The 17,310-nt window shown below is 37.2% G+C and carries 10 protein-coding genes; 8 read left to right on the forward strand and 2 right to left on the reverse strand.

Annotation, left to right across the window (positions count from 1 at the left end):
* The 8 genes from VL047_RS09370 to VL047_RS09405 all read left to right on the forward strand — a co-directional run.
* Window positions 1-3,069: SusC/RagA family TonB-linked outer membrane protein (locus VL047_RS09370; RefSeq protein WP_325359959.1), on the forward strand; the 3,069-nt coding region annotated here is incomplete at its 5' end.
* A 31-nt stretch (window positions 3,070-3,100) separates the two neighbouring features.
* Window positions 3,101-4,888: a RagB/SusD family nutrient uptake outer membrane protein gene (locus VL047_RS09375; RefSeq protein WP_325359960.1), complete on the forward strand. Its 1,788-nt coding sequence runs from the start codon at window positions 3,101-3,103 to the stop codon at window positions 4,886-4,888.
* A gap of 267 nt (window positions 4,889-5,155) precedes the next feature.
* Window positions 5,156-6,043, forward strand: coding sequence for an AraC family transcriptional regulator (locus VL047_RS09380; RefSeq protein ID WP_325359962.1), 888 nt, complete (start codon window positions 5,156-5,158; stop codon window positions 6,041-6,043).
* A gap of 196 nt (window positions 6,044-6,239) precedes the next feature.
* Window positions 6,240-7,352, forward strand: coding sequence for an alpha/beta hydrolase-fold protein (locus tag VL047_RS09385; protein ID WP_325359964.1), 1,113 nt, complete (start codon window positions 6,240-6,242; stop codon window positions 7,350-7,352).
* Window positions 7,353-7,590: 238 nt separating this feature from the next.
* A complete protein-coding gene (fucP, locus tag VL047_RS09390) occupies window positions 7,591-8,877 on the forward strand; it encodes an L-fucose:H+ symporter permease (protein WP_325359966.1) in 1,287 nt (428 codons plus the stop codon).
* A gap of 18 nt (window positions 8,878-8,895) precedes the next feature.
* Window positions 8,896-9,921 (forward strand): aldo/keto reductase, encoded by a 1,026-nt coding sequence (locus VL047_RS09395; RefSeq protein ID WP_325359968.1) that lies wholly within the window; start codon window positions 8,896-8,898, stop codon window positions 9,919-9,921.
* Between the two features lie 7 nt (window positions 9,922-9,928).
* A complete protein-coding gene (locus tag VL047_RS09400) occupies window positions 9,929-10,765 on the forward strand; it encodes an amidohydrolase family protein (protein WP_325359970.1) in 837 nt (278 codons plus the stop codon).
* A complete protein-coding gene (locus VL047_RS09405) occupies window positions 10,762-11,778 on the forward strand; it encodes a zinc-binding alcohol dehydrogenase family protein (RefSeq protein WP_325359972.1) in 1,017 nt (338 codons plus the stop codon). The genes VL047_RS09400 and VL047_RS09405 overlap by 4 nt, the downstream gene beginning before the upstream one ends.
* A 117-nt stretch (window positions 11,779-11,895) precedes the next feature.
* Here the strand turns inward: VL047_RS09405 and VL047_RS09410 are convergent, their stop codons facing one another.
* Together VL047_RS09410 and VL047_RS09415 are read right to left on the reverse strand one after the other, a co-directional pair.
* Window positions 11,896-13,602 carry a RagB/SusD family nutrient uptake outer membrane protein gene (locus VL047_RS09410; RefSeq protein ID WP_325359974.1) on the reverse strand — a complete coding sequence of 569 codons (1,707 nt, stop codon included), beginning with the start codon at window positions 13,600-13,602 and terminating at the stop codon, window positions 11,896-11,898.
* A 10-nt stretch (window positions 13,603-13,612) separates the two neighbouring features.
* Window positions 13,613-16,819 carry a TonB-dependent receptor gene (locus VL047_RS09415; RefSeq protein WP_325359975.1) on the reverse strand — a complete coding sequence of 1,069 codons (3,207 nt, stop codon included), beginning with the start codon at window positions 16,817-16,819 and terminating at the stop codon, window positions 13,613-13,615.
* Window positions 16,820-17,310 lie beyond the last annotated feature (491 nt).

Below are 17,310 nucleotides of genomic sequence, written 5' to 3' on the forward strand. Positions count from 1 at the left end.
GTTGCAGTCAACAACCGTGCAGCTGTTAATGTGACACTTGCCGAGGCTGTAACCAGTTTGAACGAAGTGGTTGTAACCGGTTATACCACAGAACAGAAGAAAGACATCATCGGTGCAGTATCCATCGTAAATGCAGAAGATCTAAATTCTACTCCAACGGGCAATATTACCAGTCAGTTACAGGGACGTTCGGCCGGTGTTACGGTAAGTTCGGATGGCAGTCTTGACGGTGGTGCTAAAGTACGTATCCGTGGTTTTGGTTCTTTCTCAGGATCTGAACCGCTCTATGTAATCGATGGTGTTCCTGTTGGTGGAGGACGTGGGGGAAGAACAAACTCTGCAGTCGACAACCTGAATCCCAACGATATTGAATCGATGCAGGTATTGAAAGATGCTGCTGCAGCCTCTATCTACGGTGCTCGTGCTGCCAATGGTGTGGTAATTATCACCACTAAAAAAGGTCAGGCCGGAACTCCAAAAGTGACCGTAGAAGGTTATTACGGTAGTAACTATGTAAGTAAAAATGACTTCCCTGAGCTTTTGAATTCAAAAGAAATGGGTGAATTATATTGGAAGGAATTGCAAGGAGCTTATGATGCTACAGGTAATCCTGCTTATCAACCTGGAGGGGCTTCGTGGGGGCATCCTGCATACGGTTATGGGACAACTCCTGTTATTCCTGAATATATTTTAGCATACAATAATGGTGCAAAACTAGGTGGTGCAGCTTTAGAAGCATTACGAGTTAGCGACCCTGCTGCATTTGCTAGGGTGACTGACCCAGCAAATTATAAATTTGGACAGCCTGGATTGAATCAGATCGTTAAAGCAGGTGATACAGATTGGTTTGATGAGTATTATAACGCTGCTCCTATGACCAATATTCAGTTAGGTGCACGTGGTGGCACACAGACCGGGAATTATGCTTTGAGTCTGAATTACATGAAACGTGAAAATACGATCGCAAAGACAAACTCTTTTGAACGGTATTCACTTCGTGCCAACTCAACTTTTAATGTTCGTAAGAATATCCGTTTGGGTGAAAATTTGCAGGTTTCCTACGGAAATATGAAAGGAGCCAACGGTACTGCATCAACAGCTTGGACTATGCAACCATTGATTCCTGTTTATGACATTATGGGCAACCCGGCAAGTTCGGCCGCTCCTGGATTAGTTGCAGTAGGCGATACTGGTAGAAACGGTATAGGTGAAGCATGGCGTAACCGTTTTGATGGTAGCACCAATTATGGAATATTCGGTAATGTATTTGGAGAAGTGGATATCATTAAAGGATTAACCGCACGCACCTCATTCGGTGTGAATTACTCTTCTCGAAACTTTAAGGATATAGATCCAGTTACTTATGAGCATGCTGAGAATACAAATTCGAACTCAATAACTAATCAAAAGAACTTTTTTAATCAATGGACCTGGACCAATACCTTGAATTACGGTATTACCGTTGCTGAGAATCATGATTTCAAAATTTTAGTAGGTTCAGAAGCTATTAGATCTTATAATGAAGATTTAACGGCCGGCCGTACTTTAATTTCACTAGCATTGGAGGATGATCCTAATTTCCAAGTGATTGACGCAGCAACAGGTGTGCAAACTAATTCCGGAGGTTTCGGAAGAAGTTCCTTGTATTCTTTGTTTAGCCGTGTTGATTATTCTTACGCCGGTAAATATTTGTTTAATGCAACAGTTCGTCGTGACGAATCATCGAAATTTAGTGCTGATAACCGTGTAGGTTATTTCCCTGCAGCAGCAATTGGCTGGAGAGTTTCGGCAGAACCATTTATGCAAAGCCTTACCTTTCTGAATGATTTGAAACTTCGCGCAAGTTATGGTATTATTGGTAATGAAAGTGGCCTGTCTGCTGAGAATCAATATAATGTGTATGTATCTAACTTAGGTGAAGGTTACCCGATAACAGGCACTAATGCTGGAAAAAGTGACAGTTACACTGTGGGTAGAGTTGGTAACGCAGGTGCTAAATGGGAAGAAAACACTACTACCAATATTGGCTTGGATGCAACAATGTTTAACAACTCAGTAAACTTTACCATTGAGGTATATAACAAACAAACTAAAGATTTGTTGGTACAGAACCAACCGCCAAGAACAGGTATCAATGCTACACAGCCCTACCTGAATGCAGGTGATATGACCAATAAAGGGATCGATATCAGCTTGAGTAAACGTGGTGAGATTGCAGAAGGATTTGGTTATGATTTAGCGGCTACCTTCTCAAAATACAAAAATGAAGTAACGCGTGTTTTGGATAACCCTTCTGCTACAATCCAAGGATCAAGCACCCGTTTAAACGGTAGTCCAAGTTTAACCCGTGTGGGTGATCCGATTGCTTCCTTCTATGGTTACAAATTGGATGGCTTCTTCAATACCCAAGCAGAAGTAGATGCATTCAATGCAACCTATAATCCGGAAGGTACTACCACTCCTTGGATTCCGCCTTCCGTTGGTAGTTGGAAGATTGAAGATGTGAATGGTGATCATGTAATCAATGCAGATGATCGTACTATTATTGGCTCTCCACACCCTGATTTTCAGGCAAGCTTTAATTTAGGATTGAACTACAAGAACTTTGATTTCAGCGCATTTGTGTTCTGGAATAAAGGTGGTCAATTATTTAACTTAAGCCGTTATAATGTTGATTTTAATACTTTCCAATATAACAGAAGTGCTCGTATGCTTTACGAATCATGGACTCCTGAATTAGGAAACAACGCGAAATTGCCTAAATCTAATCTATTGGATACCTATTCAAATGTTAACGTTACTGATTACTACCTGGAATCAGCTACTTACTTACGTTTGAAAACACTTCAACTGGGCTACACTATCCCAACGAACGTAATCAGCAAAGCGGGATTGGATAAGGTACGTGTATATGTTCAGGCACAAAATCTGTTTACTGCCAAAGGCACAAATACAACGGTATTAGATCCGGATGCTTCATTAGGTGGTGGTGATACTTCAATGGGTGTGGTAAATAATAGCTTTCCAACACCTAAGCAAATACTATTTGGTATCAGCGTTGGGTTTTAATAATTAAGAAATAATATTTAACAACATAAATATGAAAAAGATTCATTCAGTAATATTTACATTGATTGTATGTGTTACGTTGTTTTCCTGTAAGGATAACTTCGTAGAGCAGCAACCCATTGGTTCTTTTCCGGAAAGTGTATTAACTACTCCGGAAGGTATTAATTTTGCCTTAACAGGTGCATATTCTGCCTTAAATGGTGTAGGTGGTATGGACAGGGGACCAGGAAATATACTTTTCGGAAGTATTCGTGGTGGCGAAGCTCATAAAGGATCAACTGGTGGTGATCAACCTCAGATGATTGAGATTCAAAAGTTTGCTGTTAACGCAGGGAATAGTTCAGTAACTAATAATTTTATTTACTACTATGATGCAGTTTACCGTACTAATATGGTATTGTCAAATCTTCCTAATGTAGTAGGTTTAACAGATGCTCAGAAAACTCAAATTGAAGCAGAAGCGCGTTTTTTACGAGGACATTATATGTTTCAATTGAAACGTCTTTTTGGAAATGTTCCTTTTGTTGATGAGACTAGTATAGCGGATCCACGTGTTCCAAATACTGATGAATCCGGCAATTTTGTAGATGCTTGGCCTAGTATAGCTGCTGATTTTAAATTTGCAGCTGAAAACTTAGCACCTACTAATTCGGATAAAGGAAGAGCTAATAAATGGGCAGCTGTAGCTTATTTAGGTAAAACATACCTCTACATGGGTAATGAAGGTGATAATGCAAATTATACTTTAGCTCAAGCAGCATTTAATGATGTAATTGCAAACGGAGTAACCAATAGTGGTACCAAATATGCATTGAACGCTGATTACCATGCTAATTTTAACAGCTTAACGGAGAACGGCCCTGAAGCTGTATTCGCAGTTCAACATTCTGTAAATGATGGAAGTACTGGTGGCTATTCAAATGCAAGCCGTGATTTACAATATATCAGTCCGCAAAGTGGTGGAGGACCTGGTGATAACAGAGGATATGGATTCTTTTACCCTTCGCAATGGTTTGTTAACCACTTCCGTGTTGATGCAAATGGTCTTCCTATTTTTGATGATGCTGCTCGCAACGCTGCTAAGATTAAAAGTGATGATGGAGTAGCGGCTGCAGATCCATATACTCCAGATAATGGATTAATAGATCCAAGATTAGACTGGAGCGTTGGTCGTCGTGGCATCCCATTCTTGGATTACGGACAATTTTCGCCAACATGGGTTCGGGATGCTGCTGCTGCTGGTCCTTACATTAGTCAAAAGTTCTTTACTTCGAAAGCTGCTAATGGTCTAGCTGCTTCAAGACCTGAAAATAATTTAAACATCAATGTGATTCGTTATGCAGACGTTTTATTAATGGCAGCTGAAGTTGAAGCAAGAATTGGAAGCCTTACTAAGGCACAAGGCTATGTAAATGATGTTCGTGGCCGTATGGCAACTAATACAGAATCAAAAGAGAATTGGGTTCTTAAAGAAGATGGTACACCAGCGGCAAATTATAAAATAGGTTTGTATCCTGTAGGATCCCCGCAATTTGCAACTCCTACAAAAGCGCTAGAAGCTATTTTCTTCGAACGTACTTTAGAGTTGGGATTGGAAGGTCATCGTGCATACGATGCAGTGCGTTTCGGAGCTGAAGATGGAACAACTGATACTAAAGAATTAATGGGTTATATTAATTATGAATCCACTTTAAAAGGTTATCTGTCAGGTGCTTCGTATAGCAGAACTCCAGATGCTATTATGCCAATACCACAACAAGCTATTGATAATAGCTTTAAAGATGGTAAATACACTCTAGAGCAAAATCCTGACTATTAATAGTAAATTTGAGCCAATTTTGAAGGAAGGTTCAATAAAAAGCATTTAGCTTTTTATTGAACCTTCCTTTATTTATAAAATATTTTTCAATAAAAATTGTTTATTTAATTATTTTTTATACATTTGCTACTGTTATGCAAACGTTGGCATAAGTATTATTGATCTAATATTTCTTGTCAGCATTATAAATTGGTTAATTGTTGTGGTTAATTGCCAACGTTAGCATAACTTTTTCTTAAATTGCTGGTAAATTAGTAGGAGGATATTATGAAACCAGAATTATTAAAAGTATCTCATAAACCCGTACTATCCTTTAGTACAAGACAAGACTGTTTGCCAAACATTAATAATAGATGGCATTACCATTCAGAGAGCGAACTGATTTATTTCCATAAAGGTTCAGGTATGCAGTTTGTGGGTGATAGCATCAAAAGGTTTGAACAAAGTAATATTGTGTTGCTTGGATCCAATTTGCCACATTACTGGAAATTTGATAATGACAATCATCTCAAACAAATGAATGGAAATCCGTATTCTACGGTGATACATTTTTCTGAAGATTTTTGGGGACAGACATTTCTTAATGTGCCTGAGAATAAAATTATAAAACATACTTTAAATAACGCTAAAAGAGGAATACAAATTTCAGCTGAAAAAGAACCTTTAATTGGTGAGTTAATTGAACAGATAGTTAGTGCGGAAGGGCATACTCGTATAATTTTGCTGATGGAAGTATTAGCTCTTATTGGGTCGTCCAATAGTGGAAAGTTGCTGTCTTCTGTAGGCTTTAAATGCAATTTTGATGAAGGGGATAAATATAGGATCAAGCTTATTTACGATTACTCTTTTGCCAACTTTAAGGATAAAATATTGCTTGAGGAAATAGCAGCAATAGCCAATTTAACTCCTAATTCTTTTTGTCGATATTTTAAGGCTAAGACTAGTAAAACATATTTGCAGTTTGTTACTGAAATAAGAATTAGCCATGCCTGCAAATTACTGCTTGAAGATGAAATTAGCATTAAACAAATATGTTATGAAAGCGGTTTCAATAACTTTTCTTCCTTTCATTCGGCATTTAAGCTGATAACAGGGAAAACTCCGCTAAGCTATAAACAAAGTTTTATGTCTAATAGCATTTATGATAAAGTTTAGGAGCGACATTAAGACTCAATTGATGTTAATATCTCTTACAAAAAGGATAATTATTGATAATGCTATTTTTTACTAAAATATTTATTTAGATAAAGAAGATTGCGCTTAGCAATACTTGCTAAGCTTCAATTAGGTGATATTATACCGTGCCAATAAACAATAAACAATAAACAATTCATAAACTTAAATTATCAAAATGAAATTAAAACTATTCAGTATTGCATTCGCAATTATTTTTGCAAGTAGTGTTTGGCAGGTACAAGCGCAGTCAACTATAAAAGAGGACTTTAAGCCTTCTACCCTTAATCAGCCGGGACAAGAATACCCTCAGGTTAATTCTCAGGGATATGCTCGTTTCCGTGTACACGCACCTCAGGCTGATAGTGTCAGAGTGAGTTTAGGGCTTGGAGGACAAGGTGGTACTAAATTAACGAAAGGTGCCGATGGATATTTTACTGGTACAACTGCAGGACCAATGGATGAGGGTTTCCACTATTATCATTTAACAGTTGATGGTGGTGTATTTAACGATCCTGGTGCATTGAATTATTATGGTTCTGTTCGTTGGGAAAGTGGTATTGAAATCCCTGCTCATGATCAGGATTTTTATGCATTAAAAGATGTTCCGCATGGTAATGTACAGCAAATACTTTTCCCCTCTAAAAGCACCAATACTTCTCGTCGTGCATTTGTATACACACCTCCAGGTTACGATAAAGATTCGAAACGCTATCCTGTATTGTATTTGCAACATGGTTGGGGTGAAGACGAAACTGCATGGAGCAATCAAGGACATGCTAATCTAATAATGGATAATATGATAGCCGAAGGAAAAGTAAAGCCTTTCATTATTGTAATGACCTATGGAATGACTAATGTTGCTAGAATAGGGGGACTAAGAGATTTCAAAATAGAAGGATTTCAAACCGTTTTATTAGACGAATTAATACCATATGTAGATGCTAATTTTCGCACGTTAGCAGATAGAAATAATCGGGCAATGGCAGGTCTTTCGATGGGTGGTATGGAAACACACACAATTACACTTAATAAGCCTGAAGTTTTTGCCTACTATGGTTTGCTAAGTGGTGGTACATATACCCCGGATCAACTTAAGGGTAAACCTGAACCTAAGCTAGTCTTTTTAAGTGCAGGTAGTAAAGAAAGACCTGACGGTGTTAGAAATGCTGCTACAGCATTAAAAGCAGCGGGTTATAATGCTGTTTCTTACGTGTCAGAAGGAACCGCTCATGAGTTCTTAACTTGGCGCCGCAGCCTTCGCGAGCTTGCGCCTTTGTTGTTTAAATAAAAAAGCTTCTTGTTTCTAAAAACCGTTCTGCTTTTGTAGAGCGGTTTTTTGTTTAATTTCTTTTTGCCACAGAGATTTTATATTCATAATTAAGCAATCTAATCAGTAATTTAACCGTTGCTAGCTTGCCGCAATTCTATTGGTAATATTTCTTAATAAAGAGGTAATTCAGTGGAGTTTTTAATAAGAATTTAATCCTTAATTTGGAGACCAATCATTTACTTATAAAACGAAATAAATGTCCAACAACCGCGAATTATTAGGGTTTATTCCGAGAGATAACGTAATATCTTTTTCATTAGTAACTATGTTATTTCTTATTTGGGGTATACCTAATAATATGAATGACGTATTGATAACGCAGTTTATGAAGTCGTTTGAATTAACGAGGTTTCAGGCTGGGTTAATTCAATCGGCTTTTTACATGGGTTATTTTCTGTTTGCTATTCCTTCCGCCCTCGTCATAAAACGTTATTCCTATAAAGTTGGTTTATGTTTAGGGTTGTTGTTTTTTGCTGCAGGTTGTTTTTTATTTTGGCCTGCTGCAATAGTTGGAAAATACGAGTACTTTTTATTTGCATTATTTGTGATTGCGTCTGGATTAACATTTTTGGAAACAGGAGCCAATATGTTTATTGTTGAGATGGGAAGTTCTGCTTCCGCTGAACGACGATTGAATTTTTCACAGGCTTTTAATCCTATTGGTGCTGTTTTGGGGGTTCTATTAGGAACTCTGTTTATATTCTCAGGGATAGAACACGATGCTTCAAAGATTGAGGCAATGAAAATTACGGGACAATATGAGATCTATCTTCAAGAAGAGACAATGCGTGTTGTTATGCCCTATCTTGTATTAGGTGGTTGTGCTGTTATTTGGTGTGCGATTCTGATGTTTTTAAAGTTCCCGCATACTCGTGATGAGTTCGATGATAGCGAGCATAAAACTACTTTCAAAGATTTACTTCAGTATCCTCATTTCTATAAAGGTGTAATTTCTCAGTTTTTCTACTGTGGTGCCCAAACATGTACTTGGAGCTTTTTTATTACTTATGTTCAGGATTTTACAGGACAACCTGAAAAGGTCGCTGGTTATTTTCTGACCGGAACATTGGTCGCCTTTGGTGTAGGTCGTTTTTCTGCAACTTATTTAATGAAATTCATTTCTCCTAGTAAACTAATGGGTATCTACGGATTCATTAATATTTTATTAGTGGGTATAGGAATATTAATGCCCGGTATTATAGGTGTCTGGGCTATATTCTTTACAAGTTTCTTTATGTCACTTATGTATCCAACAAATTTCGCTTTAAGTATACGTGAGCTTGGCAGAAATGCAAAGTTTGCTGGATCGATTATGGTTATGGCAATTGTTGGTGGAGCAATATTTCCACCATTAATGGGGTATATAGCTGAAAAATCAACAAGTATGGCTGTTGCTATGGTTGTACCGCTTATAGGTTATGCGTATATAACCTACTATGCTTTATATGGTTCAAAGTTGAAACAAGAGTTAATTGCGCAATAGGCCATGAAAACCTCTGATATGAATCCGTACTTTCTGAATTTACCGAAAGTTATTTTTGGGACAAGTAGTCTTGGAAACTTATACATTGCTCTTGATGATGCGGTAAAAAGAAAGATCGTTAGCGAGTGTGTCAATCAATCACTTGGTGAAGTAGTGTTTGATTCGGCTGGAAAGTATGGAGCTGGCTTAGCTCTTGAATCACTCGGAAAGTATTTGAATGATTTAAGTATTGCACCGGAAAAGGTAGTCATAAGCAATAAACTAGGTTGGTTTAGAACAGAATTGAAAACAGCAGAACCTACGTTTGAGAAAGATGTTTGGGTCGATCTGAAGTACGATGCAGTGCAAATGATTAGTTATCAGGGAATGATGAAATGTTTTGAGCAAGGTAATGAATTGCTTAATGGTTATGTCCCTCAAATGGTTTCTGTTCATGACCCGGATGAGTATTTGGCTGCTTCAGGTAATCCTGAAGAGGAAGATAAAAGGTACAATGATATATTAGAAGCATACCGGGCACTGTTTGATCTTAAAAGCAGTGGGAAGGTAAGTTCAGTTGGAATAGGAGCAAAGGATTGGAGGATAATTTCTCGAGTTGTAAATGACATCAAGCTGGACTGGGTAATGATAGCGAATAGCATGACATTAAAGAGCCATCCTGTGGAGTTGTTAGAGTTCATGAGTAAATTAGAGGAACAGCATATTCCAATTATTAATTCTGCGGTTTTTCATTCAGGATTTTTAATAGGCAGTGATTTTTATGATTATAAGATTGTAGACCAAAATTCTCCAGACTATGACCACCTCATAGAATGGCGACGTCATTTCTTTGAAATATGTGAGGATTTTAATGTAAAGCCGGCTGAAGCGTGTGTATCATTTGCCATGAAGGCTCCAGGTGTAAAAAGTATATCGCTAAATACAACTAATCCCAAACGGATTAAGCAAAATTTGAATATGGCTCAAGCCCATATCCCTAAGGAGTTCTGGAAGCGGCTAGCTGAAAGAGGTTTGATAAATAATTCCTTAGTTTTCTTGAAATAGATATAACATGTTGAAAATTGATTCTCATCAACACTTTTGGAAATACGATCCTATAAAGGCTCCATGGATTACAGAAGACATGGCTGTACTAAAAAGGGACTATTTACCACCAGAGCTGGGTTTAATCTTAAAGGCAAATGGATTTGATGGTTGCGTAGTTGTTCAATCAGATCAGTCTGAACAGGAAAATGATTTCCAAAGATTTAATGCAGAAGAATATGACTTTGTTAAAGGTATTGTTGGATGGGTAGATCTTTTATCCAGTAATGTAGAGGAAAGACTGAAATATTATAGTCAGTTTAAAAAGTTAAAAGGTTTTAGGCATGTTCTTCAAGATGAATTGCAACGAGATTTTATGTTGCGACCTGATTTCTTGAACGGGATATCATTACTTAACAAGTATCATTTTACCTATGATATCCTCATTAACTCTGATCAATTGGGGTTTGCTAAAGAGTTGGTTGCTAGATTTCCCGAGCAGAGGTTTGTCATAGATCACATTGCCAAGCCATCCATTAAAGATAAGAGTATATCGAAGTGGCGTGACGAAATGACTGCTATTTCTAAGTATAAAAATGTGTTCTGTAAAATTTCGGGTATGGTTACAGAAACGAGATGGAAGCTGTGGTCAACAGATGAGTTTGATCCTTACATAGATGTAGTTGTAGAAGCCTTTGGAATTGATAGAGTTATGTTCGGGTCGGATTGGCCGGTTTGTACATTGTCAGCGTCCTACGAGGAGGTTTATGGAATTGTTAATAGCTACTTTTCAAGATATAGTGATGAAGAGCAGCAAAAGGTTTTCGGCAGAAATGCAATTGAATTTTATAGTTTATCAGAATGAAGATGGATTCGTTAGTTTGTACTAAACCTGGAAAGTTTGAATACAAACAATCTAGCCGGCCAATATTGACCGAGAATAATGCAATTATAAAAATTAAAAAAATAGGTATTTGTGGAACGGATCTCCATGCTTTTCAAGGCACACAGCCATTTTTTGATTATCCGCGCATATTAGGACATGAGATTTCGGGCGAGCTAATTGAAGCGGATAATGCGCCTGGCTTTACCATCGGCGAGGCTGTTACCTTTATCCCATATGTTAATTGCGGTAATTGCTTGGCCTGTAATAATGGAAGGCCTAACTGTTGTGTAAATTTGAAAGTATGTGGCGTTCACATGGATGGTGGTATGGTGGAATATCTTTCAGTTCCATCTCGATTATTGGTGCACGGTAATGGGATGAGTTATGATGAACTTGCATTGGTAGAGCCACTCGCTATTGGTGCACATGGTGTAAGGCGAGCAGCTATTGTTGAAAATGAGTTTGTTTTGGTTATTGGTGCTGGTCCGATTGGATTAGGCGCTATGGAGTTTGCCAGGATTGCAGGTGCTCGTGTAATTGCAATGGATATTAAGGAAAATCGCTTAGCGTTTTGTAAGGAGAAACTTGGATTTGAATATACAGTTGATGCACGTTTTGATGCAAAACTGCAAATAAGTGAAATTACTGGAAATGAAATGCCGACTGTTGTTATAGATGCAACTGGTAACCAGAGTGCTATTAACTCAGCATTTCAATATATGGCTCATGGTGCGCGTTTTGTACTTATCGGTTTGCAGAAGAAAGAGATATCATTTAGTCATCCTGAATTCCATAAACGTGAAGGTACGCTGATGAGCAGTAGAAATGCTACAAAGGTAGATTTTGAGCATGTGATCGATTCAATGAAGAAAGGATTGATAGACCCTAAGAATTATATAACTCATCGTGTAAATTTTAGTTCCCTTGCGGATGAATTTAATAGCTGGCTTGATCCCAATTCTACTGTAATTAAGGCAATTGCTAGTCTATAAGGTTATCTAATTAAACAATTGCTTCAGGCTAGTGATTGTTTCATATATAATGAAAAGTGGGCCATCACACATATTCGTGTGATGGCCCACTCAATTTAGAACCACTCAATTTATTGGTTATTCCCAGCCGGTAGTTTGGCTTAGAGAACCACCATTCTTGTTAATTTCACTCGTTTGAATAGGTAATAGATACATTTTAGGTACAAATGTTCTTTTAAGTAATAGAACAGGAGAATATTCTAAATCGCCATTAGGTTTTTTAAATATATCCATACCATAGATTGGTCTGTTTGCCACATCCTCCGCAATTTTCCATCTTCTAACATCCCAATATCTGTGTTCTTCAAATGCTAGTTCAACTCTACGTTCGTTATAGATTCTCTGTCTTAAAGCTTCACCTGTTACAGTTGCAGGTATAGCTGGCATATCGACACCAGTTCTAGCTCTAACTTTTGATAAATATTCTCTAGCAGTAGCTTCATCTCCTAGTTCGAACATAGCCTCAGCATAGTTAAGATATATCTCAGCCAAACGGAATATTATCCATGGATTCGTGTAGTTATATTGCCAGCTAAGTGGAGTGTTAACATCTGGCATAAACTTCCTTAATTGATAGTTTGAACGAGGGTTATCTCCACTTTCTTTGTAGGTATCATAACCCCATGTATTTCCGTCAGATGCTACCCACATTTCAAAAGTATCACCATGATAAACACTTCCATGATGTATAACAGTCGCTTCTAAACGAGGGTCGCGATTGCTATATGGATCCTGAGGGTTATATCCTGAAAGGGGATTAATAGTTTTAGTGATATTAGCACCGCTCCCTGAATAAATGAATGGCCGCTCACCATTGGTCATGTCATAATCATCTACTAAGTTTTGAGAAGGACCGTTACTTGACCACCATCCACCATAAGCACCATATCTACGACCTAAGTTATTCATAGGATTTTGGTGAAAGTTAGTGCTTGAAAACTGTCTAGAGAAAATAATTTCATTATTTGGCGAACCACTTGGCTGATCGAAAAGAGTAGTATAATCCGGATGTAATGAATATCCGCTATTTAACAGGTCTTTAGCGGCATCTCTTGCTTTTTCCCATTTACTTCGATCATTGTTCGTGTTGAAAAGTGGTGAAGCGGCGTATAGGTAAAGTCTAGATTTTAGTGCTTTACAGGCATCTGCTGTAGCTCTACCGAAATTGGCATCGGTTGATTGATATCTGGCTGGTAGGTCAGGTATGGCAGCATTCAAATCAGCTTCAATAAAAGCAACACATTCCTCAAATGTATTTCTTGTAAACGAAAATTCATCTCCCAAATTAAATGTTTTATCTATAATAGGGACACCTCCGAACCTTTCAATGAATTGGAAGTAGATGAACGCTCTTAAGAATTTTGATTCAGCAATCAATCTAGCCTTATCGTCAAGATCCAATGTGCTTGCTTCCATTTTTTCAAGAAAAAGGTTGATTTTTCTTAAATATTTGAAGCCGGTATTCCAATAATAAATGTTACCGCCACCAGTCCAATGCTCATTTGAGACATTTCCAACGTTGTCTGCATTCAGGTTACCTCTTGGTATCATACCAATATCAAAGTCAATGCTAGCAAAAGCTTCGTCTGTAGCTTTAGATTGCATGTGTATTTTGAAGCCATGTTGTATGGAGTTATATAACTCCGTTTGGTATGCAGCTGCAAGTTTAGAGTCTGTCCATACTGCATCTTCGCTAATTTGATCTATTGGCGAAAGGTTGAGGATATTATCACTACATGAATAAAATCCGCAACTTATTATGATTAATAAAATTAACTTTTTCATTTCCTTCTTTTTAAAATTTAACATTTACTCCTAAGTTTATGGTTCTTAGTTGTGGATAGATCAATGCAGTAGTTCCTTCAGGATCAGACCACTTATTCTCTTTAGACCAAGTAAGTAGATTGAAGCCACTTGCATAGAAGCGCACGCTATTTAATCCGACTGTAGAAGTTAATTTTTTTGGTGCTGTCCAACCAAGTTCTAAACTTTTTAATCTAATAAATGTGGCATCATATAAAAAGAATGTATTTGTTCCTGGTGAGAAACCATCGGATCTAGGCATGGTGCCGTTTGGATTGCTTTCAGTCCATCGATCGGCTGCTCTTGCGACAAATGCATTAGTAAAGTTTGCGTTTCCTAAATTTGCAAAATTGCTATCATAATTATAAACATTGGTTTGTCCTTGGAAGAATACATTCAAGTCTAGACTACGCCACTCAAAATTCATATTCATACCGAATACCACTTCTGGAGTAGATGACTTGTCAAATCTGTATTGGTCATCAGAGTCAATTTTACCATCATTATTATAATCAATAATTTTAATATCTCCGACCTGAGTACCACTTTGATGAGGATAGGCATCTAACTCAGCTTGCGTATGAAATATTCCATCTGCTTTATAAATTAGATTGGCTCCAACCGGATGCCCTGTTACACTTTTCCACGGAGCATTTGGATTTGGTGTTTCATCTAAAAACACGACATTACTTTTTACATAACCCATGTTTGCTGAGATATTATATCTTAACTCATTAAATGTATTTCTATGGTTTATGATGATTTCATAACCTTTATTATCAACTTTTCCAATGTTCTCGTTTGGTAAGGAAGGGAAGCCTAGAATAGCTGGAATTGAAAGATTCCTAGCCGCCAAGATGTTGGTTCTTTTTTCAGTGAAATAAGTAAAATCAAAACCTAACAAGCCTTGCCAAAGCGAAGCTTCTAATCCAAAATCTGTTTTCTTACTAACCTCCCAAGTTATATTAGGGTTGGGCAATGTGCTAGAAGTAACTCCGGGAGCATCATTGCTACCAAACACATAATTGCCACCTAGTGAGAAAAGTTGTAAATATTGATATTGGCTAACACGGTCGTTACCAACTTCACCATAGGTAGCTCTAACTTTTAAATTGTTAACAAAAGGAAGTGAGTTTTGAAAAAATTCCTCTTCAGATAAACGCCAACCGGCCTGTACTGCTGGGAAAAAACCATATCTTGTGGTTTTAGGGAAATTTTGAGATCCGTTATAACGGAATGATGTTTCAAATAGATATTTAGATTTGTAGTCATAACTTAAACGACCTAAATAGCTGTTATATGCACTTGCGGATGCATTACCACCATTATTCTTATCTTCGGCTGAGCTACTACCTGCATTAATTTGATCAATAGCTGGACTTACAAAATTCTTCCTATAAGCTTCAGTCCAGTTACTTGTATTTTGTTGCTGCTCTTGCCCTACCATGGCCATTACATTATGATTGCCAAATGTGTTTTCGTAAGTAAGTCTGTAGTTGTATAATTGGGTAGTATATCTAGTAAACCTATCCCAAAGCTCTACTGTTGAAGCTCCAGTACCTTGTTTAAGGTCGTACTCTTGAGTGTTTACATTATATTCATGATATGTATACGGCAAACTAAATCTTTTTTGAAATACATGACTTAAATCATAATTGTATGAAGCATCAATTCTTAAGCCTTTAACAAATGGAACTTTGTAGCCAAGCGTAAATGTAGAATATATAGGTTCGTCTTTGGTATTATTAAACCCTCTTTGATCTAGTAAAAGAGGGCTTTCTCCGAACCTACCGGGTGCGATCAATCCGTTAGGATATCTTGATACCAATAGCGGACTAGCTTGTAATAGGTTTATGAAATTGGTTTCACCTCCAACAATTGAATAGTTCTTTTTGCTAAGAATGGCGCTTATATTTGCACCTAAACTAAGGTTTTCAGTGATGTTTACGTCAATTTTTCCTCTATAGTTATATTGTTTATAATCGGTAGGGTTGTGTTTAAAATCTCCATCTTGGCTCAATGTACCGAAAGAAAGTAAATATCTTACAGCTTCAGAGCCACCAGTTACCTGCATGTTAAGTTTTTGTTGAAGTGAGTAATCTTTTACTACTTCTCCCATCCAGTCTGTATTTGGATATAAAACAGGATCAGAGCCATCTCTGTATTTCTGTATAGCATCATCAGAATAGAAAGGCGTTGAGTTCTCAGGTCTACCTGCTCGATAGTAATTACCTTCGTTATAAACTTGAGCAAAAGTAACAGCGTCTAGCATATCTGGAACTTTAGTAGGATGACTAAAAGCATTATTAAGTGAAACACTAAATTCAGGCTTTCCAATCTTTCCTTGCTTAGTAGTTATTAAAATAACGCCGTTTGCTGCGCGCGCTCCATAGATAGCAGCAGATGCATCTTTCAATACAGATATAGTTTCTATATCCTCATTGTTTAGCCGGCCCATTAAGCTACGTTCAACACCATCGATGATAATAAGTGGCGAATTGTTTCCAGTTGTTCCATTTCCACGAATCAATATATTAGCATCGTCTCTTCCTGGTTCTCCAGTTCGTTGTACGGCTATCATACCTGGTAGTTTTCCCTGAAGAGAAGCAGTAACGTTGGCACTAGGGCTTTTTGTTAGTTCCTCACCAGACACATCTACTACCGATCCAGTTAAAGTAGTTCTTTTTTGTGTACCATATCCAACTACAACCACCTCGTCTAAGGAAGATTTGCTTGGTACTAGAGTTACATTAATATTTGTTCGATTTCCTACTACGACTTCTTGAGTTTCAAATCCTAGGTATGAGAAAACAAGAACAGTATTTGCTCCAGCAGCAGGAAGGGTATAATTACCATCAACGCCTGATACGGTTCCAATATTGCTATCCTTTATTTTTACACTTACCCCTGGTAATGACATCCCTGTATCATCAGTAATTTTTCCTGAAACTTGAGATTGGGATGTTGTAGTTTTTAATAAGGGAGAGAAATTAGCGGTGATTACTCCTGCAAGAGCATTTGCCTCTAGTCCGTTACGCGATAATGTTAGATTACTTGAATTCTCAAGTGCATTGTTGGTTCCAGCCATTACATTTGTGGTAGCCACAATCATAATAGCCGGCATCAATATTCTTTTAATCGACAAATTTTTTGGCGATAGAAATCCTGTATAACACAGGCTGGATTTTATTACTTTCATAATTTTTTTGGTTTTGGTTTGTTTTTTTGTAATATGCTGCAGAGCAAGTCTCTACATATGCGTTCTTACATTGCAAGAAGGTTAATTAGTTTTTTTATTTCATACGCATCATTTTTAAAAGGTTTATAATTAGCACAATACAGATAGCAAGACTATCTTCAATCAAATAAAGAATTAAAAAGTCATTTATAATTTTAAAGAATTACCCTACTATTGCGGGATATTACCATTGGGCATAAAACAACCTTATGTTTGGTTAATTAGTCAGCGTGAATAATACTATTAGGCCAGAATATCAAATATTGCATTGGTTGCATCATTCTTAAATGCGGTCATCCTGTCTATTTCTAGAAATACTAGAAAAGGCATCAAATAAAGTGTCTGACGCATTGGTAATATTCCTTAATTAATGGATAATTATGTATAATCATAGATTAGATATAAAGCATTTATTTGAGTACCAATTACAATTACAAGAACTTAATCAATTA

The organism is Albibacterium sp., from assembly GCF_035514885.1.
Taxonomy (GTDB): Bacteria; Bacteroidota; Bacteroidia; order Sphingobacteriales; family Sphingobacteriaceae; genus Albibacterium.